Genomic DNA, 22095 nt, shown 5'->3' on the forward strand with positions numbered 1-22095 from the left:
GGGCGGTGGCAGCAGTATCTCGAATAGCGCAACACGCATAAACGCCTTGCAAATCCAAAGTAGCGCAAGTGGAAAGCCAATAGCCTGGATAGCAGGCCGAAACCGTATAAGTCCGAACCTTATCTACTACACCGACTTTGAGGCAGTTGCCAAAACAACTAAAACAAAGACCGGTGGCAAAGGTGGCGGTGGCGCTACACAAAAAGACACCACCTATACCTATTACGCGGCCATCATCCTTGCGATTGGCCGTGGGCCGCTCAGCGCGGTACGGCGTATTTTTCGGGATAAAGAAGTATTCGATGAGAAGTTGGTCGACGGCGTACCGCAGTCTGCTCTCGCGCAAATCGGGTTTAGCTTTATGCCTGGACAACCGGATCAGCCAGTATGGGGTTACCTCGAAACCAAACACCCGACCGAAGCTATCGCATACTCCGATACTGCTTATGTGTACTCGGCACATTATCTGCTGAATGATAACGCCGGCGTTCAGAATCACACCTTTGAAGTTGACGGACCCTACCAGGTGCCGGGCTTGCCGGACGCTAACCCCGGCGTATTTCTGCCTGGCCTATTAATGGATCCGCTGGATGGCGTGGGTTTCGATCCTCGGTGGATTGATGACATGTCTAATTACCGCGACTACTGCTTGGCAGAAAACTTATTGCTGAGCCCCGTTCTGGACGAGCAGGCGCCCGCTAGTGAAGCTATCGCGCGATGGCTACAGCTGACCAACAGTGAAGTGGTGTGGTCTGCAGGAAAGATGAAGGTGGTTCCTTTTGGTGACCAAGTAGTTACCGGTAATGGGGTTACCTGGTATCCGAATGTTTCCCCAGTAGCGCATCTGACCGATGATGATTTTTTGGCAGAAGAGGGTGAGCCACCGGTACAGCTGAAGATAAAAAGCCAGGCCGATAGTTACAACGAAGTGTCGTTAGAGATTCTTGATCGTGATCATGAGTACAACACGGATGTGGTGCGTGGAGTGGACCAAGCTGCTATTGAGCAATTCGGCTCTAGACCTATGGACACAATCAAGGCGTATGAAATCTGCAATCCCGTCATTGCGTCGCACTCGGCCCAGTTGCTGGTTCAACGCAAGCTTTATATACGCAATGAGTATCGCTTTTCCCTGGGTTGGCAACATGTGCTACTGGAGCCGATGGATCTGGTTACTGTCACCGAGCCGGGGTTGAAGCTTGATCGGCGATTGGTGCGTCTGATCTCCGTCGAGGAAGATGAGGATGGGAAAATTGCCATCGTTGCAGAGGACGCATTGCTCGGCACTGGTAGCGCGTCAAATTACCCCGTGCAGAGCAAGAGCGGTTATCAGGGGAATCAGAACGCGGCGCCCGGCCCAGTACTACCGCCAATAATTTTTAACCCTCCTGAGAGTCTTCTACTTCCGGGCGAACTTCAGGTTTGGGGGGCGGTCGCCGGCGCTGGCGACTCCTGGGGCGGTTGTGAAGTCTGGATCAGTGCGGACGGTGACAGCTATCGGATGGTAGAGAGTATCTATGGCCGATCTCGGATAGGACGCCTTACTGCGCCTTTGGAGGTTGGTAGTGATCCTGATCTGCAGAATGCTTTGTCGGTCCAGTTGTCGGTTCCTTCTGAACTCACGGCGGCCACCACAGGTGAGGCTGATAGTGGTGCAACGCTTTGTTGGGTTAACGGTGAGTTGATCAGCTACCGAGATGCTGTGCTCACCGGGCCGGGATCATACAATCTGAGCTATCTACGTCGAGGCCGGCTAAGTTCTAAGGTCGCTGCTCACGCCGTGGATGCCCCTTTTGTAAGGCTTGATGATGCCATCTGGAAATACAGTTTCGCTGTTGATCAGATCGGCAAGCGGGCCTGGGTCAAATTTCGCTCCTTTAACGTGTTTGGGCGAGCATTGGAGGATCTGGCAGATGTCACCGCTTATAGCGTGATGCTATCACCAGTTAAAGTCGCACCAAGCCCGGCGCTTAATTTGCAGTTGGTTGGCACTTTTGAAGCGCCATATTTCACTGTGAGCTGGGCTGCAGGTAGTCATGCAGAGGACCGCCTGGTAAGGGTGCGCAACGGGGCTACCAACGCCTTGCTAAGGGAAGTGCCCACAACCAGTACGGCATACACCTATCAGCGCGCAGATGCGCTGGTGGATGGGGCGTTGGTGCGCACATATCGAGTGGAAGTCGTCGAGCGGAACGCAGTCGGTAATGCCCCTGTCACTGCCCTGATGGTGACAAATACGGCTCCTCCTGCCGTGACAGGAAGTACCGCCACTGTCGGGGGGGCCACCGCCCTTGTAAGTTGTGATCCAAGCCAAGCAGCCGATGCTGCGGGGTACATTTTCGTGTACTCAACGCAATCAGGTTTTGATCCGACGGTTTCGGGAACTGTAGGTTATGAAGGCGCTTCCGCTTCTGGACAGATTCAAGGCTTGTCACTGGGAACTACTTATTACCTGCGTATCGCTGCGTTCGATACCTGGAGTAATGTTCGCTCGCAACTAAATTTTGCCCCGCCTATTACACTCCACACCTGACAGAGAAAATTATGCAACCTATTCAGTTCTTCGCCGCGAGAGCCGAAGACGGCGCTCTATTGCCTGATGCGACCGTGGACGTATTTGTTCACGGCACGCAAGAAAGAGCCGTTTTGTTTTCAGACTCTCCGGGTGTTACACCTTTAGGTAATCCCGTTCGTTCTGATGCAAACGCACGGGTATTTTTTTACACAACAGCTCCTCGCATTGATATGCGTATAAGTCGGTACGGGTATGTCGCGCCTCTGCTGGTCGATATTTCTACATTGGACGCGGCTACAGCTGTTGAGCAGGTTCAGGATAATATTGATAAAGCGATTAACAAGATTGATGGTTCGCTAGAGGTAATGCGGACTCAGTTTGATGAGCTTCTCGAGCGTTCCGGCTTCGAAACTGTGTTCTTGTCTTACGGTGCAGGCGTCATCGTAGAGCGCCCTACACAAGCAGTACAGCGCGATGGCGAGCTATATAAGGTCACGAATCAATCCGACTTACCATTTACTCTTTTAGGAAATTGGAGCGAAGATCGTCTGAAGCTGACGGCTATCGGTGATCAGGCCCTTCGCCAGCAAGTGCAGCCATTCCTCGATGCTGGTTACTTTCAACCAAACGATCTTGATTTGTCTGGCATTGTTAATGAGCAAGCAAAAATCTTGGCGTATTTGCTCAAGTATAAGCGAGTGAGAATCCCAGCCGGAAAGGTCAATATTGGAGAACTGGCTCCTCCCTCTGGGACGTCATTGGTTGGCTACGGAAAAACTAGACTTAATCGGTCAACGAAGCAGTGGTTGTCGGGAGGGACTACTCTTATAGGCTCAATTAACCTTACAGGTAAAACCGGTTGCAGGCTTTATGACTTCAACTGCGATGGGTACGCGGCAGGCAATGCCATCGTGGGGCTATCTGATTCTACTGAATGGCATTGGATTGAACGTGTAGCTACCCGTGCCAGTGACCATAACTTTTTATTTGAGCAAAATGGCGCAGATAGTGCTGGCCGCTACGGCGGCAATATTTTCTGTGTTGACTGTGATGCTTACGATGGACCGAATGGTTTCGTCTCCAAGATGCTTAACGTCACATTCTTGCGCTGTTTCGCTTATGACGTCACGGTTCAATCCCATGTGGCTGTGTCCGATAACATTAACGGCCCTGGTGTTTTTAGTCGTGCCCAAAATACCAAGTTTATAGAGTGCGGCGGTGATGGCTGTCATATTGGCTGTTCCATTTATTCCCATGATTTTTATCATGGTGTTTCACCCGCTAACCACGTGGTTACGGTCAATCCATCGACGGGTACTTATTGGTCGGGCACCCATACCAACGTAACAAATTGCCAAGGCCATGTCGGTGATTATCCAGAACAGCCCGGCAGTCCTTACAATTTTGTTCCGATCTTCAATAACGAGGTTACCGTTGGTGGTGGGAATTTCCAGAACTCGCCATTGTTTGGTTGGCGTTTTGATTGGGCTGGGCGTCCTCGGGTTTTGGCTGGTCACTTCTCTGGTTGTGTCAATCCAATCGTTATTGGCTCTAACGTTGTGGATCTTTATGTGGATTACAGTGTTACCCGTTTTGGTGCCATTAATCCCGGAATCCTGTCATACGAAATCGTCGAATCGAGCAATGCAAACGCAATTAACGTCAGCATGGTCAGGGATCTATTAATTGTCCGGAATACTGAGCCTACGGCTATTTCGCTGCTTGTTACAGGTAATAGCTTTCAGCGGATAAACATTGTGCTTGATGACGATCTGACTACTTTGACGATTGGGGGAAGGGCGATATTCGGAAAAGGCTCGGCGCTTTCTGCGGAGTGGAACGGTGAACTTGGCGCGTGGCGTGTAATTGGCGCGCCTAGCACTTTTCCGGATTCAGAGGTTCCGTTTGAATATGCCCAGAATCTTGATTTGTCTTGGCGATCAAAGGCTGCGTATGTAGAAATGACGGGGAACATTAATACCTTGGTAGTTCGCGGCGGATTTACACCAGGTACACGTTCAACGTTGAGACTTGCAGCGAAGTCTTCTGCCTATTCAGTATTCAACTGGGATGGTGTCAATTGGGGTTCAGCCGATGCTGTTACCTCCATTGCAGCAGATCAGACTGTGCTGATCCAGTTCTACTGGACGGGGAGAAGCCAGCTCGTTGAGTCAGTTTTGAGGTTCTCAGCCGTCCCGTAAGGACGGCCTTCTGATATCATTCCCGCTCTAATTGGAGCTATTTGAATGCAAGGCAAGCTTTTTCTATCTGCACTGTTGCTATCCGGCTGCGCTTTGGCCGATCAATCTCAACTCGATCAGCACGTAAAATGTCCGGTGTCTTCCGACAAGGCATACCGAGTTCTTTTCGTAGGCGACAGCATCACCCGCCACGCCTTCAACAAGGACACAATCCGCGACTTGGGCTGGTCTCACACTTCAGGCATGGGGGCATCCAGTGCCAAGACTGATTACGTCAATCAGCTGGTGTCAATGATCGCCAAGGATCGCAACCAGTACGTGGTCAAGTGTTACCACACGTACGGTGGTGGCGGCTCGGTAGCTGATCGCATTGCCGGTCTGCCGATGGTGGCGGATTCCAAGCCCGACCTAGTAGTTCTGCAACTGGGCGAGCATGACGACGCCACTACAGACCCTGTTCTTTTCCACCGGCAGTACGCAACCCTTGTCCGCCAGACGCGCGCAATGTCAAGTAAGCCGAAGGTTATTGCGGTTGGGCCCTGGTCTCTGGCGCCACTGAATGCCAATGGTGAGTACTCCGACTCTACCGCCGCGGTTGATCGTGAGATGTACAGCGTTGCGATTGAGGAATCGCTTGAGTACCTATCTGTTAAGGATATGGCGGCGATCCCGGAAGCTCACGGATGGGGCCCGTCCGAAGGGGTGAAGTGGCACCCAAACGACTTGGGACACTCTTTGTATGCAGCTAGGTTGTTCAGGTTATACAAGGCAGAAATCAATAAATAAATACAAGTAATTTTGAGCGTTGTAATGATGGGGTTTGTAAAATGTTGAAGGACTATAGCGTAGGTCTTAATTTAGCCAGGGTTGTAGCATGTCTGATGGTCATATTTCTTCACGTGTCTGCGGCAGGCATTGGTGTTTTTGATGAAGGCTGGATCTACTCAAACATTTACGATTCATTTGTAAGGTCATGCGTACCTATTTTCCTGATGATCTCGGGCGCTCTAATGCTTGGAAAAAATCAAGATGCGCTCGATTTTTATAAAAGAAGATTTCTTAGGATTTTTCCGCCGCTAGTTTTCTGGTCTGTATTTTATGTTGTATGGAAAGCTAGTATGGGAGTCGGGTATGGTGGTATTTTAGCTTCCGTTGTAGCAATCGTAAAAGGTCCTGTTTACTATCATCTTTGGTATCTTTACGCGCTTGTCGGCATCTATCTTTTCATTCCTTTCATGTCAAAGATATATCTGAATTCAAGCGACACAGATAAGAATGTCTATGTTTTTGTTTGGTTCTTAGTCGCGTGTGTTGTACCGATAGCTTCATATTTTTATCATGATCTCGCGGACTTTTCTAGCATTTATGGGCTCTCTTCGTTCATAGGCCTTGCGGGGTATGTGTTTTTAGGGGCATATGTTTTTGAGCGGATTTCAAGTGCTAACTCATCTGTTTCTGTAAAGACGGAAGTAGTGGTTTTCATGTTTTCTAGCGGGTTAACTGCGCTGCTCACTTATGCTTTATCTGTAAATGAGGGAAGCCCTAATCAGCTTTTTTACTCTTATCTATCTCCCGTAGTGGTTTTTTCATCTGTTTCAGCATTTAAGTTATTAGTTGTTCTGGGGGCGAGGTGTACGAGACTTTCCAAGGTTTTGGGTGTTCTCTCTGGTTGTACACTTGGCGTCTATTGTATTCATGTGTTTGTAATGAACAGGTTTAGCCTTATTTATGGGCCGATAGTAGAAGGTCACTCTAATTTGTGGGTTATACCTGTATTGTCAGTTTCAATATTTATCCTCTCAATAATTCCCGTTTACATTTTAAGAATGGTAAAGCCCTTAAGGCAGATAGTGTAAGGTTCTTAAATTTCGAAGCCCGCTCTCAGCGGGCTTTTTTTCGCCTGGAGAAAAGTATGAACTCAACCGAGAAAGACCGGGACATCCTGGCGCGCACGCTGTGGGGTGAAGCTCGAGGGGAAGGACTGGCCGGCCAGATCGCCGTTGCCTGGACCATCCGCAATCGGGTGTACGACGGCAAGGCCAAGTCATGGTGGGGCGAGGGCTATGCCGGTGTGTGCCTGAAGCCATGGCAGTTCAGCTGCTGGAATCAGAACGACCCGAACTACGCCTACCTGAGCGGTGCCAAGCAGATCCCGGTCGCGCAGTTCGCCCAGGCACAGCGTGCGGCAGACCAGGTGATGTCGGGTGCGGTACCTGATCCAACCGGTGGCGCCACTCACTACTACGCAACCACCATGCCGAAGCCTCCGGCCTGGGTGGCGAAGGCCACACAGACGCTGCGCCTCGGTCACCACGTCTTCTTTAAGGACGTGCCGTGATGACGCCCGGGCAGATCCTTGGCGCGATCCTGCTAGCGCTGGCCATCGGGTTCGGCGGGGCGTGGCAGGTTCAGGATTGGCGAATGGGCGAAAAGCTGGCTGAGCAGGCCGGGCAGTTCGAAAAGGAGCTGGCCGCGATCAGCAATAGGGCTTCCGCCCAGGCCCAGGCCGAGCAGGACAAGCGCCTGGCCCTGGAGCAGCAGCTCGCCGGCCAGGACCAACAACATTCCAAGGAACTCTCCGATGCCCAACGTAACCAGGCTCGCCTGCGTGATCGCCTTGCCACTGCTGATGTCCGGCTGTCAGTCCTCCTTGCCGAGGATCCAGCCAGTGGCTGCAACGTGCCTACCGCCCCCGGCACCGGCAGCGTGGTTCATGCAGCCCGTCGAGCCCAACTTGACCCTGCGCATGCGCAACGAATTATCGCCATCACCGACGCCGGTGACCAAGGATTGATCGCGCTGCGGGCTTGCCAGGCATATGTAAGGGCGGTGGCGCACTGATTGCAATCGGCTATGCTGAACGAGCGGCCAGCAGTGAGAGCCATCACCCACCCATCTGGTTGACACATGGACAAGCGCCTTGCTGGCCTTTCGTTTCTGCTGACCCTCTGCTGGGTAGCCGCGGTTATCACTGTGATGTGGTTCTATTCATAAGCCCTGCCAGATTGGCTTGATCAGTTCCGCCCCTTTGTTCCGCACATTGCCCACGGCTGTGTCGACCTTGAACCACTCGAACACCTCCGACGGCTCACCCTGGTGCAACACCATCTGCTCGGCGCGCTCCTTGGGCGTGGCCGGGTCCAACCATTCCCGCGCCAGGTCTGGCGTCAGCACCACGGGCCGCCGGTCGTGGATGTCCACCATGCCCCCGGCGCTGTCGGCGGTGATGATCACGAAGCCATCATGCTCGCCTGGGCCTTCATCAGCGTCAGGTAGCTGGCCAATGGCAGCGCAGAGTATCGGTGCACCGTCCCGCCGGCGGATCAGGTAGGGCTGTTTCTTGGGCCCGCCTTCATCCACCCACTCAAACCAGTTGTCGATGGGCGTAATTGCACGATGTGGCCAGATCGCCCGGAAGAACGGACCATGAGCCACTTTCTCTACGCGTGCATTGATAGGTGCCGCCCGGTCTTTCGCCCAGTGCGGCCTCCATCCCCAGCGCACCGGGTCGGCGTGTAGCCGTTCGCCCTGCACGTGCAGCAGCGCAACCGCGGTTGTCGGTGCCACGTTGTACCGTTCAATTGGTTGATCGCCCACGGAGTTTGCCAGAGCATTGGGCATGCTCAGCGCCGCAACGAAGTCGTGGATACCGCTGTACTGTGATAGTCGTCCGCACATAAGCATCTCCGCTCGTCGGCGCCAATGAACAGCCGGTCCCCGGCCAATCTCTATACTGTAGACACTGGCCCGAGGCATTCGTCATGGCGATCAACATTGAACAAGTCACCGCGATGGAGGCGTGGTTTGCGCTACGCAATGATCCCGCATTCATATCGGTCACTCCTGAGGAGCGCTACGAAACGCGGCTGGCCCTGGCGGATGACTTGAAGCAGCAGGGCCTAATTGATGATAACGAGTGGCGGGAGCTTACCGAGGAAGCCGTAGTAGCCTACGCGGATGAGCTTGGGTGAAGCTCATGCAGTGCTTTTAGCTCTGCCAGCAGCCGCTGATTTTCCCTGAACAGATAGTCCCTCTGCTCGGTAACAATCTTCACGCTTTGCAACGAGCCAAACGACTGCTGGTGTTCCAGCATACTTATCTTTTCCAGCGCATCGGCAATCTTTCCTTCGGCCTCGGCCTTTCCTGTCATGAGCAGGTCATTCATCTGCACCAGGCCGGCGATATTCGCCCGCGCTCGACGCAGCATGCGCTCGGTCTCCACCAGCTCATCTACTAAGATTGAGCATTGGTGCTGGTACATCTCAAGGGGAGTGGGGCAGCCGAGCCAATCATCGGTGTCCATGTCTACGTTCATAGTGTGAATCTCATAAGCTGTATGCGTGTACAGTAATCGAGGTTCAGAAGTGATGCGATTTCAGCCGACGAAGCGTAGAAAATCCATTCCGCAATCAAATGTGTTCGGCCCGTGAACATTGGGCTGCGCCGCCCGTGGAAATACTATTATGCGGAATGGGAAAATCTACAAGCAATTGAAAAATAAAGTTTTTATTGGGGATTGCAAATCCGCCTACGCCGGTTCGATTCCGACCTCGGCCTCCACTCTTGGAAACCCCGTAGATTAACGTCTACGGGGTTTTTTATTGGCTAATGCTTTTCATAGGCTCGCCCTCGCTGTCGTTGGGTTCTATAAGAATGCCATCGTGGCGCATAGACGCCTCGGCTTGGGCGAGTCCATCCAATTACCCTTGACCCTGCAACGGGCCGCTCAGGCACGGAAAGCGAGGCGCCGTCCTTTGGGGAGTCCTCGCGTCTGGTGGGCGAATACTGAGCACAAGGCGCAATTATAGGTGGAAGTGGCCCGCAGCCTCCGGCTGGTAAAGCACTTTCTTGATCTCAATCCGGCGGGTCCGATCAGAAATTCGCCAGTCGATGGCGTCCCCCTCCTGATAACCAAGGATGGCGGCGCCTATGTCGGAATACACGGAATGTTTCCCTGCGTTGTTGTCTGCGTCTTCAGGGTAGACCAAGGCCACTTCGTACTCTTCGTCGTCCAGTTGCAGCAACGCCCTGGAGTTCATCGTGATGACATTGCACGCCACCTGCTGCGGCTTGACGACAATGGCTCGCTCAAGCTCATGTTCGAGTTCAACAGCCGCCGGGCCTTGCTCGAAAGCGATTAATTCCTCGAGCCTGGCCTTGTCGATTTCAGTGATGTAAATCCTAGCGGAGTCGCCACCGGCTCCTTCGCGCAAGAACTGGAAATAGCGGGCCGCCGTCATGGAAAACGACTTCAATGTCGGCGTTTCGCTCTCAAGCATAAAGCCGCTGCGCAGAAAGGCTTTCAGAGAGCGCGAGTTGTCCGGGTGGATCTTGGCGATGAGTTTCTCGGCCCGCATGTCGAGGAAGGCCAGTTTCATGCCTTCGCGGATCGTACGGGCGCCTAGGTTTCGGCCCCATTTTTCGCTGTCTCCGATGACCAGGACTATCTCGCAATTTGAATCGGTCTTGACCAGGCGGACAAAGCCCACCGGGGCGTCATGCCGGTCATAGGCCATAAAGAATCTGCCGTCCCGGTTGAATAGATGGGTCAGGATCGGCAACTGAGTCCTATCAACGGCTTGCTCGATGGAGCGGGAGACATGACGCGAATCGCTCAGGTAGCAGGTGACGCGCTCATCCTCTAACCAATTCATCAATGTCAGTGCATGCGCCCGAGTTATTTCAGGACACAGCGAAATGAAAGGCTTGTTCATCTTAACCACACTTATTTGTAAAGGATTGAAGCCCTTCATGGATATGGTCATGGCGGTTCTTCGGCAACCGGATACTTTAAGACATACCGCGAGTAATGGCGAATATCCCAGAGAGTTCCAGGAGGCCACTGCTTACCAGGGGGGGGCGGAACTGTTTAGTCAACTATTTGTGAGAAGGAGAAATCAGCGGATTGCGAATCCGCCTACGCCGGTTCGATTTCGACCTCAGCCTCCACTGTTGGAAACACCTACGATTAACGTCTACGGGATTTTTTATTGGCTAGGATTTGATGGTCGCTTCCATTGATTGCTTGTAAGGTCTCAAAATGCCGATTTAGTCGCGCGTTCATCCTGCTGGCGCAGGATAACGCCCGTACTCATCAAAGCTGAAAAGGTAACCATGAAACAGAACATTCTTCTTGTGGCCGTTTGTGCTGCACTGATCCAAGGCTGTGCCGCCACCTCCAAAAGCCATGAAGAGTCACCTTCCATGCCCACTGCTACTTCGGCGGCTATAACCCAGCCAGCCTTATCCGCTTACTATTGGAACCTGGTCTCGGCGACTGATGCTTCCGGTAAACCTCTCGTTGCTTTGAACAAAGGTGTCGAACGCAAGTTGCGCGTTTCCTTCGGTGAAAAGAATCTGAACATCAGCGGTGGCTGCAATGGCCAGTTCGGCGGCTATCACTATCAGGGAGGGGTTTTAAAGGTACAGTCACTGGCCTCCACGCTTATGGCCTGCGACAAGGACCTGATGGATCTTGACGCCCAGGTAGGCCGACTGTTCAAGGGTGATCTGCGCGCCGTTATCACTGGTGATAACACCGAGCCGATGCTGCAACTGATTACAGTGGACGGCTCGGTGCTCAAGCTACAGGGTGAAGCTACTCCAGAGACCCGCTACGGTAGCAAGGGCGAGGTCAAGTTCCTGGAAGTGGCGCCCAAGACTGTCAAGTGCAGTCACCCGATGATCCCTGAGTATCAGTGCTTGCAAGTGCGCGAGCGCCGCTATGACGACGCTGGCCTGCAACTTCCGACCCAGGACCCATGGCACCCGCTGTATCAGTCTATTGAAGGTTTTGAGCATCGTGATGGGGTGCGCAATGTGTTGCGGGTCAAGCAATACGAATGGAAGAATCCGCCAGCAGATGCGCCTTCGACGGTCTATGTGTTGGATCTGGTGGTCGAGCAGGACGCTTCCGGGGCTGGTAAATAGGGAGGGCCAGAGCAGGTCGGTGTGCGCAAGTCGATTCCGACCACTGTCTGCACTCTTAGAAACTCCGTCGATGGGGGCTATGGGGTTTTATTGCCAGCGTTTATCGAGTGTCCCGAAACGTAGAAGGCTGTGCGCGGCGGGAGCTAACGCTTGAGTCCCATGCATGCATCGTAGGCGTCTTTGCTTCTTTCGAGGTTATTTAATAGCTCCTGGCGACGAGCGCCTTTGGGTGAATACACATCAAGGCCCGACATCGCCAGGCTGTCCTCCAGATGTGCAATCTCTTCCCTGTAGGGCGCGCAGCGCTTGTCTGCAGCCACCAAGGCTTTATAGGTTTGTGCTTCGGATTGGGAGTTGAGCGCGGCCTGGCTCGCAGAAGTCAGCTGCTTTTCTGTCTCGTTGAACCGAACTTCTTTTTTGGCGAGATCTACCTCAGCCTTTCGCAGAGAGTCCGCCAATTGCTTGTTGTCCAAGCGAGCGGCGTCCAGCTCCTTGCGGGTCTGCGTCAATGAGTCGTTTAAATGTCTTACGTCGCTTCGCAGCTGGCCGCGGTCTTCTACAACCGTAAATGCGTAGATAGCCAGCGTTATGAAAGCGGCAAACCATGTTCCGTCCTTGAGCAGGCCCCAGCGCGACGGCTTGACTGGATCGTGGTGGTCGTTTTTCAGTTGGCGCATATCAAATTCTCCTGTGTTATCGCTTGAGCCTTCGCAAGCTCTACCGCAGCCGCTATTGCCGCCTGGGCCTGAGGGCTGTTCTTCCAGCACCTAGACTTCAATGCGGCAGAAGCATTCGCCAGGATATCTCCCACTTGCGACCTTCCGAGTACCTCCATCGAGCCAATACCCATTTGCTCCAGCCGTGCGATCACGGTAGGGCCAACGCCTTTGAGCGCAAGTAGCGCGGTTCTTTCTTCCAATGAAAATGGCACTTGGGAATTCCTTTCTCCACGCGGGAAAATCTGAGCGGGATACCGTCAAGCAACCGGCGGCACCATTGCGGCATTTTCGACGAGTGACATGTCTAGATCAAGGGTCCCAGCCCGGTTGGGGTTGTCACACGGGCATTTGCCATTACCCTGAAAATGTTTGAATTATTACAAACAATTTCGGTTTGGCTATTTTTCAGTCAAGCGACTTCAGGATGAGGAACGAAAAATGTTTTCACATGAAGGTACCGCATTAGAGCTATTGATCCTGGTTTTTGGCGTGACGGGCGTGCTTTTGATTGCCTGGTTTTTTCACCATCAATATGAGCTCAGGGCTCGCAAGCGTGTAAAAAAACAACATAGCCCTGATAAGCAACCCTCGCCTCAAAATCACTGATTGCCGGTAAACCTGCGCCAGTCATTGTGCCGGCCCTCCGCCCTATGATCCGAGGCTCGGCGTCAGCCAATCGCTTCGGATCTGTTGATTCTCTGTGCTTTGACTTCATTGGCATAGGCTTCAAGCTTTTGCTGCTGTGCAGTGAGTAATGCGCAGACCTTCGTTAAAGCAGCCGCATCACTTGAATGCCCGCCAGCGGCCAATGCCGTCAGCTCAACCACCGACCATCCGATAACTGCGCTGGCGTCTTCAAGGTCGTAGAACAATTCCTGTTGCGCAGTCCTGGGGCCGTCGAGGTCTTCTATCAAAGCGTTCACTCTGGTCTGTTTGGGTTAAAACGAATAGATGCGTAGGGCATGATATTCATCCAGGTGGTCAATGTTTTTAGCCTGGCGCGAATAACAGGCAAAGAAAAGCCCGCGATGGGGCGCGGGCTAAAAGGAGTTCATTAAGGAGCTGAGACCACCATAAATGCTGGTCTGTGAAAGGTTTGTGAAACGCGTTGGTGACCTGCGTCGGCATGAGTGATGTAGACCGCCAAAGTGTACGCCTCGATCCGTCTGCAGCTGTATGGGGCGATGGATGCCACAACCCACTAGTGTCGCGGCATATGACTGTCGTTTGGATACCGCGCCCCATGTTGATGTCTACCAGCTTGTTGTCAGCCTTTGTGCTTTTTGCCTTTGTGTCTTCCATCACCCCTGGCCCCAATAACACCATGTTGCTGGCGTCTGGGGTGAACTTTGGATTTCGTCGTTCAATCCCTCACGCCCTGGGCATCAGCATAGGGTTCATGCTGCTGGTCATTTGCGCGGGGTTGGGCCTGGGGGAAGTGTTCAAGCTGTTCCCGTGGGCGTACACGCTGCTGCGCTATGTTGGCGCCACCTACCTGCTGTACCTGGCGTGGAAGATCGCTACCGCGGGCGGGATGTCGGAGAGTGATAACGAACAGGGCAAACCGATGACCTTCCTGGGGGCGGCGGCTTTCCAGTGGGTTAACCCCAAGGCCTGGATCATGGCGCTGGGTGCAATCACCACCTATACGCCGGCTGAGGGTTACGCCGCTAATGTGCTGGTGATTGCGGTGGTGTTCGCCGTGGTCAACCTGCCAAGCGTGTGTGTGTGGCTCGGTTGCGGTAGCGGCCTGCGCAATGTATTGCGCGAGCCGCGCTGGCTGCGGATATTCAATTGGTCCATGGCTGGGTTGCTGGTGTTGTCGTTGTATCCGATGCTTTTTGTGAGCTGATTCAGGTTCAGACCGGCGAAATAGTTGCCAGCAAGCCAATGCCGATGGTCAATACCAAAAAGCCGAACAGGAAAATTGCCATTTTGGTCATAAGGCCTCCGAGGGGCGGGGAACGACAGGGATGTCGGGATGGCGCCTATTGTCCGCCTGGGACGGCGTTCAATACAGGTGCAGATGACAGAGAAAAAACCGTATCAGATGGTGCCGCACTAGCTGGGCTGCGGCTTTTGAAGCCTCTTGGATTTATCAATATCAGATACGCCGATTGAGACAGTGACAGCGTTTGCCCCTAAGATAGCGCCCATTGCATCAACAATAAGAGTGGGCCAACCCTCGATGGAAAGACGCCAGTTCAGCGGTGGCATGCAAGGCAAGAACCTGCGCTACCTCAATGACAAAACCCAGCAGGCAACCTCGGTCACCCAAGTCGGTTTCCTGCTGCTCGAACACTTCTCCCTGCCGGCTTTCACCCAAACCCTAGACACCCTAGTGACCGCCAACCTGCTGCGCCCCGAGCTGTTTGCCTCGCGCACCTTCGGCTGGGGCGAGGGCGAAGTGATCAGCGACCTCGGGCTGGTGATCCGACCCGATGCAAGCCTGGAGTTGTCGGCACTTCAGGATCTAGACCTGCTGGTCATCTGCGGTGGTTTCCGCACCGAGCTCAAGGCCAGCGACCCGTTCATTCAACTGTTGCGCGGCGCTGCGGAGGCGGGCGTCCGCCTTGCCGGTTTGTGGAACGGCTCCTGGTTCCTTGGTCGCGCCGGCCTGTTGCAGGGCTACCGCTGCGCTATCCACCCCGAACACCGCCCGGCGCTGGCGGAAGTGTCCAAGGGCGCCCAGGTCACCAGCGAGCCCTATGTGATCGACCGCGACCGCCTCACCGCGTCGAGCCCCTCCGGCGCCTTCCATATGGCCCTGGACTGGATCAAGAGCCTGCACGGCAAGGCGCTGGTCGAAGGCATCGAGGACATCCTGGCGTTCGAGGAATCACGCTATCGCCGCATCAAGCCAACGGAGAACGTCTGCGTCAGCGCACCTCTGCGCGAAGTGCTGAAGCTGATGGACGCCAACCTCGAAGAACCGCTTGAACTCGATCAGCTCGCCGTCTACGCCGGCCGCTCTCGCCGCCAGTTGGAGCGCCTGTTCAAGGAGCAACTGGGCACCACGCCGCAGCGCTACTACATGGAACTGCGCGTCACCGAAGCGCGCCGCCTGTTGCAGCACACCGAGTTATCACAGGTGGACGTGCTGGTGGCGTGTGGGTTTGTCTCGCCTAGTCATTTCAGCAAGTGCTACAGCGCGTACTTCGGCTATCGCCCCTCCAAGGAGAAGCGATTGGTCAAGTAGCAGGACGGCTGCCACCCTGGTGTTTCGGGATCAGTTGTCTCAGAAGCGGTCCAGTCGATAGGGCTGTAATTCAGGCATTGACTCTCCTGCCGCCAGTTGCCCGACCCTTTCAGCCGTCACCGCCGCCTGAGTCAGCCCCAGATGCTGATGACCAAACGCAAGCAGCACCTTGCCCTCGCACACCCGGTCAATGATCGGCAGCGAGTCGGGCAGGGACGGCCGAAAGCCCATCCACGGTGTGGCATCTCTGTCGTTCAGGTCGTGGCGAAACAGCCCCTGGCTCAAGCGGTGCAGCTGCCAGGCCCGTTGCATATTCGCCGGGCGTTCGAGGCCGGCGAATTCGACCGTTCCGGCCAGGCGCAGGCCGCCGACCATGGGCGTCATGATGAACTTGCGTTCCAGCGAGGTGACGGCGAAGGGCAGGCGCTGGTGTTCGTGGGGCAGCATCAGGTGATAGCCGCGCTCGGTGTCCAGCGGTACCTGTTTGCCTGTCAGGGCCGCAGTGAGTTTGGCCGAGTGGGCGCCGCAGGCGATCAGCACTTGGCGCGCCGTCACTACGCCTTGATCGGTCATCAGCGAAACACCGCTGTCATCCAGGCGCCCATCCAGAACACGTTGCTGGAGAAATTGCACACCCTCGGCCTTGGCCGCATTCACCAGCTCGCCGACCACGGTATAAGGGTCGAGAAAATGCCCGGTACCGGGGAAAAACAAACCACCTTGTATGGCGTCGCTCAATTGCGGCGCGACCGTGCGCACCGCCTCGCCGCTCCAGAACTCCACGGCTACGCCTTGCTGCTGCATGCGTTGCTGCAACGCATCCAGGGCGACGCGGGATTCGGCGCGCTCAAACACCAGCAGCGAGCCGTCTTCGCGCAGCAGTTGCGCCTGCCCAATCGACCGCAGCAAACGCTGCCACGCACCCAGGCTGCCTTCGTTCAAGGTACGCAGGCCGGCCACGGTGCGCTGGTAGCTTGCCGGTCGCAGATTCAACAATAGGCGAATAAACCAGGGCAGGGCGCGGGGCAGGTAGGCCCAGTCCAGCCGCAGCGGGCCCATGGGGTCCAGGAGCATGGCCGGCAAGCGCTTGAGGATCGACAGGTCGGCGATGGGGAATACCTGCTCCGTCGCCAGGTGACCGGCGTTGCCGTAGGAGGCGCCCATGCCCGGCGCCTGCGCGTCAACCACCAGCACTTGCCGACCCTGACGCGCCAGTTGCAAGGCACAGGCGACGCCGATGATGCCGGCGCCGACCACCACAATGTCTGCTTGATTGGGCTTGGCCATGGCTACGCCTCTCTCTGGCCGTCAAGCAGGCGCCGCAGCCCCAGCGGGTTGTTCTGTTGGAGGGCATTGGGCAGCAGGCTATCGGGGAAGTCCTGATAGCACACTGGGCGCAGGAACCTGTGGATCGCCGCCATGCCCACCGAGGTGCTGCGCGCATCCGAGGTCGCCGGGAACGGCCCGCCATGCACCATCGCATCGCAGACTTCCACGCCAGTCGGCCAACCGTTGACCAACAGGCGTCCGGCCTTGCGTTCCAGTACCGGCAGCAGTGCGCGCGCCTGCAGCAGATCCTGGTCATCCATATGCAAGGTCGCGGTGAGTTGACCTTCCAGGTGTTCGGATACCTGGCGCACTTGCTCGACATCGCGGCATTCCACCACCAGCGAGGCGGCGCCGAAGACCTCGGCTTGCAGGTGTTCGTTGTTCAGGAATGCCTGGGCCTGGGCCACGAACAGATAGGCCTGGCCTTGGTTCGGCCCGGCGGCCGCCACGCCCTTGGCGGCAACCTGGGCGTGCTGGGCTAATGCACTCACGCCGGTTTCGTAGGCGCTGAAAATGCCCGGTGTGAGCATGGTCTGGGCCGGGCAATGTGCAAGCAGATCACTGGCGACCTTGATAAAGCGGTCCAGGGCGCTACCTTTCACGGCGATTACCAAGCCAGGGTTGGTGCAGAACTGGCCGGCACCTTGGGTCAGTGACGCGACAAAGCCTTCGGCCATTGCTTCAGCCCGTGCTTCAAGCGCGGCAGGAAACAGGTAGACCGGATTGATCGAACTCATTTCCGCATACACCGGGATCGGTTCCGGGCGTGCCTGGGCGGCCTGGCACAGCGCGATACCGCCACTGCGCGAACCGGTAAAGCCTACGGCCTTGATACGTGGGTCGGTTACCAGGGCGATACCCACCTCGTTACCCGAGCCATAAAGCAGTGAAAACACACCTTCGGGCAAACCACACTGTTTGACCGCCTGCGCAACGGCGCGACTCACCAGCTCGCTGGTGCCGGGGTGGGCGCTGTGGGCCTTGACCACCACCGGGCAACCGGCAGCGAGTGCCGATGCGGTATCGCCGCCCGCCACGGAGAAGGCCAGGGGAAAGTTGCTGGCGCCAAACACTGCGACCGGGCCCAGGGCAATATGGCGCTGGCGCAAGTCGGCGCGGGGCAGCGGCTGGCGCTGGGGTTGCGCGGTATCGATCCGCACGTCGAGCCATTCACCCAGCCGCACGGTGCGGGCAAAGGCGCGCAACTGCCCGCAGGTACGACCGCGTTCGCCTTGAATGCGCGCGCGGGGCAGGCCGGTTTCGGCGCTGGCGCGTTCGATCAATTCATCGCCCAGGGCTTCGAGGTTGTCGGCGATGGTTTCAAGAAACCTGGCGCGATCTGCCAAGGCGGTTTCGCGGTAAGTGTCGAACGCGGCCAACGCCAGTGTGCAGGCCTGCTTGACCTGCTCGCCGTCGCCGCCCGCGTAGGCGGGCTCCAGTGGCGTGTCGGTGGCGGGGTTGATGGCCCGGATCGCGTCGCGATGGCCGGAGAGGGATTGCTGACCGATCAGCATTTTGCCCGTCAGAGTCATGGGGTCATCCTGGAAAAAATAGAGGAGGTAGGCGCGATCAAGCCCGCGCCTACCACAAATCAGGCGACGTTCTGTTCAGCCGACCAGTTGGCATACCACTGGCGGAACAGCGCGTACTGTTGCTCGGCATACCGACGCTGGGCCTGGCTGAGTACATCGGTTTCGTTGAAGTGCATGGCGTACCCCTGGTCACCGTTGAGCACCATCAGGTGCTTGTAATACAGCACCAGGTCGCAGCCTTCGTCGAACGACGACAGCACCGCCAGCGCGGCTTCCAGCTCGCGCGCCTGGCGACGGGCCTTGGCATCGCCCTTGGCGGCTTTTTTGCTCAGGGCCACCAGCTGCAGGACTTCCCGTGGCAGCGCGTTGCCGATGCCGGTGATCGCGCCGGTGGCGTTGCAGTTGACGAAACCGTGCACCACCTGGGTGTCGACACCGACCATCAGGGTCACGTCATCGTCCTGGGAGGTGATGTTTTCTGCGGCGTAGCGCAGGTCGGCAGCGCCGCCGAACTCCTTGAAACCGATCAGGTTCGGGTGCTCACGGCGCAGTTCGAAAAACAGGTCGGCACGGGTGGCGAAGCCGTAGTAGGGGCTGTTGTAGATCACGGCCGGCAGGTTGGGCGCAGCGTTGAGGATCGCCGCAAAGTGGGCCTTTTGCGCGGTGATCGAAGCCCCACGGGACAGCACGCGGGGAATCACCATCAAGCCATGGGCGCCGACCTTGGCGGCATGGGCCGCGTGGGCTACCGCCTCGCGGCTGTTCACCGCGCCGGTACCGACGATGGTCGGCACGCCGGCCGCGACCAGGCGCGCCACGCCTTCCTGGCGCTGTGCCTCGGTGAGCAGCGGCCAGTCGCCCATGGAACCGCAATACACCACTGCGCTCATGCCGATATCGATCAGCTCGCGCCCTTTGGCGACCAGCGCGTCGAAGTCCGGCTGGCGCTCGGCGGTGCAGGGGGTCATCAGGGCGGGCATGCAGCCGGTGAAGATGTTCTCGCTCATGGTGCTAACTCCATTCAGGTCAATAAATAAAAGGCTCAGATACCCCAGGCAAACGGGTCCTGCTCGTCGATCAGCAAGGTGCTGTCGGCAGTCATGTACGCACGGCCGGTGATGAAGGGACGCACGCGTTCGCCGTCCCATTCATAGTGGCCCTGGAACTGGCTGCCTGTGATGCTGGCTTGTACCCAGGTGTCTCCTGCGGCAAGTTTGCCGTCGGCGGCCAGGCAGGCGAGCTTGGCGCTGGTGCCGGTACCGCAGGGGGAACGGTCGTAGGCTTTGCCGGGGCACATGACGAAGTTGCGGCTGTCGGCGTGGTCGTCGTCGGCAAACAGTTCGATATGGTCGATCAGCGCGCCATCGGCGCCCTGAATGCCCTGGGCTTCGAGGGCCTTGAGCATCGCCCAGGTGTAGTCGGTCAAGGCCTCCACGTTGTCCATCTGCAACGCCTGGCCGTGGTCCGAGACCAGGAAGAACCAGTTGCCGCCCCAGGCAATGTCGCCCAGCACCGTGCCATGTCCAGGCACCTGCACCGCTACCTGCTGGCGGTAGCGGTAAGCCGGCACGTTGCGCAGGGTCACGTTGCCGTCCTCGTGCAGGGTGGCGGCCACCGGGCCCACCGGCGTGTCGATGGTGTGCACACCCGGGGCGATCAGCCCGAGGTAATGCAGTGAGGCCACCAGGCCGAGTGTGCCGTGGCCGCACATGCCGAGGTAGCCGGCGTTGTTGAAGAAAATCACCCCGCAGGTCGCGCCCGGCGTAACGGGCGCGCAGTAGAGCGCGCCGACCAGTACGTCATTGCCCCGTGGCTCCAGCAGGCAGGCGCGGCGCCACTGGTCGTGGTGGGTGCGCAGGTGTTCCAGTTGCTCGGCGATGGAGGCGCCGAGCAACTCAGGGAACCCGCTCATTACCAGGCGCGTAGGTTCGCCGCCGGTGTGCGAGTCGATCACGTGCAGCCGTTTCATAGAACGCTCCATCAGTGGGTAGTCGGGGACAGTGGGGCGCGGTAAGGCGCGTCGTTGACGGCTTCGCTTTCATCGTCTTCGTGTTCCAGGCGCACCAGGTGGGCCGGCACGCCGGTGGCGGCGCCCCAGTAGTAGATGCCCAGGGCGCAGGCCGCCACGACCAGAGTGTCAAACGGGTGGCTGATCACACCGATGCCGCCAAAACTGCCGAGCTTGGAGAGCAGGATAGTCACGGCGTAGAAGCCGATCAGCCAGGCCGACGAGCGCACTTGTTGCTTGAGATTCAGGTGCGCGGTCGGCACCCAGCGTGCGCACAGCAGGTACACCACAAACATCAGGATTTGCAGGCCCAGCAGCCAGGACACCGTGCTCCAGCCCGACCAGTACACGATCAGCGCGGCGATGATGAATGACAGCGGGCCCAGCACCGCCATGCCCTTGACCCGGAACGGGCGCGTCATGTCCGGCGCATTGCGGCGCAGGGCGGCGACGGTCACCGGGGCCACCGCGTAACTGAGGATCAGCGCCGCGGACACTACGTTGATCAGTGCTTCCCAAGACGGGAACGGCAGGGTCCAGAACACCGACAGGCCAAAGGTCAGCCACAGCGCCGGGCGCGGGATGCCGGACTTTTCATCGATGCGCGTGAAGATCTTGAAGAAGGTCCCGGTCTGCGCCCAGCCATACACCACGCGCGGGGTGGCGTTCATGTAGATATTGCCGCAGCCGCTGGGGGAGATCACTGCATCGGCCACCACCAGGTAGGCCAGCCAGCCCACGCCCAGGGCCAGGGCGATATCGCGATAGGGCAGGGCCAGTTCCTTGCTGATCCCGGCCCAGCCATTGGCGAGCATCTCCGTGGGTACGCCGCCAAGGAATGCGGTTTGCAGCAGCACATAGATGGCGGTCGACAGCAGCACCGAGAGAATCAATGCGATGGGAATGGTGCGCTGCGGGTTCTTGACTTCGCTGGCTACCGAAATGATCGGCGTCAGCCCCAGGTAGGCAAAGATCACCCCGCCTGCCGACACCGCCATCTCGATGCCTGAGAGGCCGAATGGGGCAAAGCCGTGCATCTGGAAATTCGCCGGCTTGAAGAAAGTGAACAGCACACCGATCACCAGCAACGGCACGATGAACTTGAACACGCTCACCAGGTTATTGGCGATGGCGAACGTCTTGACGCTGCGGTAGTTGAGGACAAAGAACAGGCACAGCAGCGCGAACTGCACCAGCCAGCCAAGGGTGGTCGGGTCACTGGAACCGGACTTGGTCAGCTCGGGAAACCACGCCGCGGCATATTGGCGCGAAGCAACCACTTCAATCGCCACCAGGCTGGAAAACGCGATCAGCGTGATAAAGCCCATCAGGTAGCCCAGCAGCGGGCCATGGGAGTACACCGGGTAACGCACCACGCCACCGGCGCGGGGCAGGGCGGCGCCGAGTTCGCAGTAGACGATGCCCAACAGCAGTACGGCGAAACCACCCAGCAACCAGGAAAAAATCCCTGCCGGACCGGCGATGGCCGACACATGGCTGGCGGCGAACAGCCAACCCGAACCGAAGATGGCACCCAACCCGATAAAGGTGAGGTCCATCAGTGACAGCTGTTTCTTGAACTTGCCTTGGCCTGACATAGCGGCGCCTTCTTGTGAGTTATTGGATAGGCATGCAGTGGCGTTATCGTGAACCCATCGACAT

The 22095-nt window shown here is 56.9% G+C and carries 23 protein-coding genes; 11 read left to right on the forward strand and 12 right to left on the reverse strand.

Annotated features, from left to right (window positions below):
- The first annotated feature begins 46 nt into the window (after positions 1-46).
- Genes BLU48_RS09790 through BLU48_RS09815 form a run of 6 tightly spaced genes read left to right on the forward strand, consistent with a single transcriptional unit; the run spans position 47 to position 7557 of the window.
- On the forward strand, positions 47-2533 hold the full coding sequence (locus BLU48_RS09790) for a phage tail protein (RefSeq protein WP_167659868.1): 2487 nt from the start codon (positions 47-49) through the stop codon (positions 2531-2533).
- A gap of 11 nt (positions 2534-2544) precedes the next feature.
- Positions 2545-4716: a hypothetical protein gene (locus tag BLU48_RS31660; RefSeq protein ID WP_138233632.1), complete on the forward strand. Its 2172-nt coding sequence runs from the start codon at positions 2545-2547 to the stop codon at positions 4714-4716.
- Between the two features lie 45 nt (positions 4717-4761).
- Positions 4762-5502 (forward strand): SGNH/GDSL hydrolase family protein, encoded by a 741-nt coding sequence (locus BLU48_RS09800; protein WP_057023979.1) that lies wholly within the window; start codon positions 4762-4764, stop codon positions 5500-5502.
- A gap of 41 nt (positions 5503-5543) precedes the next feature.
- Positions 5544-6572 (forward strand): acyltransferase, encoded by a 1029-nt coding sequence (locus BLU48_RS09805; RefSeq protein WP_082636682.1) that lies wholly within the window; start codon positions 5544-5546, stop codon positions 6570-6572.
- Between the two features lie 56 nt (positions 6573-6628).
- Positions 6629-7054: a cell wall hydrolase gene (locus BLU48_RS09810; RefSeq protein WP_057023978.1), complete on the forward strand. Its 426-nt coding sequence runs from the start codon at positions 6629-6631 to the stop codon at positions 7052-7054.
- On the forward strand, positions 7054-7557 hold the full coding sequence (locus BLU48_RS09815; RefSeq protein ID WP_057023977.1) for a lysis system i-spanin subunit Rz: 504 nt from the start codon (positions 7054-7056) through the stop codon (positions 7555-7557). The genes BLU48_RS09810 and BLU48_RS09815 overlap by 1 nt, the downstream gene beginning before the upstream one ends.
- A 147-nt stretch (positions 7558-7704) precedes the next feature.
- Here BLU48_RS09815 and BLU48_RS09820 read toward each other — a convergent pair whose 3' ends face one another.
- Positions 7705-8394 carry an SOS response-associated peptidase family protein gene (locus BLU48_RS09820; RefSeq protein WP_057023976.1) on the reverse strand — a complete coding sequence of 230 codons (690 nt, stop codon included), beginning with the start codon at positions 8392-8394 and terminating at the stop codon, positions 7705-7707.
- Between the two features lie 83 nt (positions 8395-8477).
- Between BLU48_RS09820 and BLU48_RS09825 the strand changes: the two genes are divergently transcribed.
- Positions 8478-8687 (forward strand): hypothetical protein, encoded by a 210-nt coding sequence (locus BLU48_RS09825; RefSeq protein WP_057023975.1) that lies wholly within the window; start codon positions 8478-8480, stop codon positions 8685-8687.
- Here the strand turns inward: BLU48_RS09825 and BLU48_RS09830 are convergent.
- The 3 genes from BLU48_RS09830 to BLU48_RS32230 all read right to left on the reverse strand — a co-directional run bounded on the left by BLU48_RS09830 (position 8666) and on the right by BLU48_RS32230 (position 10922).
- Positions 8666-9031 (reverse strand): hypothetical protein, encoded by a 366-nt coding sequence (locus BLU48_RS09830; protein ID WP_057023974.1) that lies wholly within the window; start codon positions 9029-9031, stop codon positions 8666-8668. The genes BLU48_RS09825 and BLU48_RS09830 overlap by 22 nt on opposite strands.
- 487 nt (positions 9032-9518) lie before the next feature.
- Positions 9519-10481, reverse strand: a complete 963-nt coding sequence (locus tag BLU48_RS09835) for a bifunctional GNAT family N-acetyltransferase/nucleoside diphosphate kinase regulator (RefSeq protein ID WP_172833416.1) — start codon at positions 10479-10481, stop codon at positions 9519-9521.
- Between the two features lie 270 nt (positions 10482-10751).
- On the reverse strand, positions 10752-10922 hold the full coding sequence (locus tag BLU48_RS32230) for a hypothetical protein (protein WP_231989028.1): 171 nt from the start codon (positions 10920-10922) through the stop codon (positions 10752-10754).
- Between BLU48_RS32230 and BLU48_RS09840 the strand changes: the two genes are divergently transcribed.
- Positions 10921-11646 (forward strand): META and DUF4377 domain-containing protein, encoded by a 726-nt coding sequence (locus BLU48_RS09840; RefSeq protein ID WP_231989029.1) that lies wholly within the window; start codon positions 10921-10923, stop codon positions 11644-11646. The genes BLU48_RS32230 and BLU48_RS09840 overlap by 2 nt on opposite strands.
- A 143-nt stretch (positions 11647-11789) precedes the next feature.
- Here the strand turns inward: BLU48_RS09840 and BLU48_RS09845 are convergent, their stop codons facing one another.
- Together BLU48_RS09845 and BLU48_RS32235 are read right to left on the reverse strand one after the other, a co-directional pair.
- Complete coding sequence (locus BLU48_RS09845) at positions 11790-12323, reverse strand: hypothetical protein (protein WP_057023972.1); 534 nt, start codon at positions 12321-12323, stop codon at positions 11790-11792.
- Positions 12311-12577, reverse strand: a complete 267-nt coding sequence (locus BLU48_RS32235; protein WP_057023971.1) for a hypothetical protein — start codon at positions 12575-12577, stop codon at positions 12311-12313. The genes BLU48_RS09845 and BLU48_RS32235 overlap by 13 nt, the downstream gene beginning before the upstream one ends.
- Before the next feature lie 226 nt (positions 12578-12803).
- Here BLU48_RS32235 and BLU48_RS32000 point away from each other — a divergent pair, with 226 nt between their 5' ends.
- Positions 12804-12971, forward strand: a complete 168-nt coding sequence (locus BLU48_RS32000) for a hypothetical protein (protein ID WP_164484823.1) — start codon at positions 12804-12806, stop codon at positions 12969-12971.
- 62 nt (positions 12972-13033) lie between these two features.
- Here BLU48_RS32000 and BLU48_RS09855 read toward each other — a convergent pair whose 3' ends face one another.
- Positions 13034-13288: a hypothetical protein gene (locus BLU48_RS09855; RefSeq protein ID WP_057023970.1), complete on the reverse strand. Its 255-nt coding sequence runs from the start codon at positions 13286-13288 to the stop codon at positions 13034-13036.
- 320 nt (positions 13289-13608) lie between these two features.
- On the opposite strand from BLU48_RS09855, the gene BLU48_RS09860 reads away from it, so the two are divergent.
- Together BLU48_RS09860 and BLU48_RS09865 are read left to right on the forward strand one after the other, a co-directional pair.
- A complete protein-coding gene (locus BLU48_RS09860; protein WP_057023969.1) occupies positions 13609-14217 on the forward strand; it encodes a LysE family translocator in 609 nt (202 codons plus the stop codon).
- Positions 14218-14580: 363 nt separating this feature from the next.
- On the forward strand, positions 14581-15564 hold the full coding sequence (locus BLU48_RS09865) for a GlxA family transcriptional regulator (RefSeq protein ID WP_057024101.1): 984 nt from the start codon (positions 14581-14583) through the stop codon (positions 15562-15564).
- A gap of 39 nt (positions 15565-15603) precedes the next feature.
- Here the strand turns inward: BLU48_RS09865 and BLU48_RS09870 are convergent, their stop codons facing one another.
- From BLU48_RS09870 to BLU48_RS09890, 5 genes are read right to left on the reverse strand one after another with little or no spacing between them, the layout of a single operon-like run.
- Positions 15604-16851, reverse strand: a complete 1248-nt coding sequence (locus BLU48_RS09870) for an NAD(P)/FAD-dependent oxidoreductase (RefSeq protein WP_057023968.1) — start codon at positions 16849-16851, stop codon at positions 15604-15606.
- Between the two features lie 2 nt (positions 16852-16853).
- Positions 16854-18425, reverse strand: a complete 1572-nt coding sequence (locus tag BLU48_RS09875; protein ID WP_057023967.1) for an aldehyde dehydrogenase (NADP(+)) — start codon at positions 18423-18425, stop codon at positions 16854-16856.
- A 59-nt stretch (positions 18426-18484) separates the two neighbouring features.
- A complete protein-coding gene (locus tag BLU48_RS09880) occupies positions 18485-19432 on the reverse strand; it encodes a dihydrodipicolinate synthase family protein (protein WP_057023966.1) in 948 nt (315 codons plus the stop codon).
- A gap of 35 nt (positions 19433-19467) precedes the next feature.
- Positions 19468-20394: a 4-hydroxyproline epimerase gene (locus BLU48_RS09885; protein ID WP_057023965.1), complete on the reverse strand. Its 927-nt coding sequence runs from the start codon at positions 20392-20394 to the stop codon at positions 19468-19470.
- Positions 20395-20405: 11 nt separating this feature from the next.
- Positions 20406-22031, reverse strand: a complete 1626-nt coding sequence (locus BLU48_RS09890; protein ID WP_057023964.1) for an APC family permease — start codon at positions 22029-22031, stop codon at positions 20406-20408.
- Positions 22032-22095: the final 64 nt, after the last annotated feature.

It is taken from the genome of Pseudomonas synxantha, from assembly GCF_900105675.1.
GTDB classification, from domain to species: Bacteria; Pseudomonadota; Gammaproteobacteria; order Pseudomonadales; family Pseudomonadaceae; genus Aquipseudomonas; species Aquipseudomonas synxantha.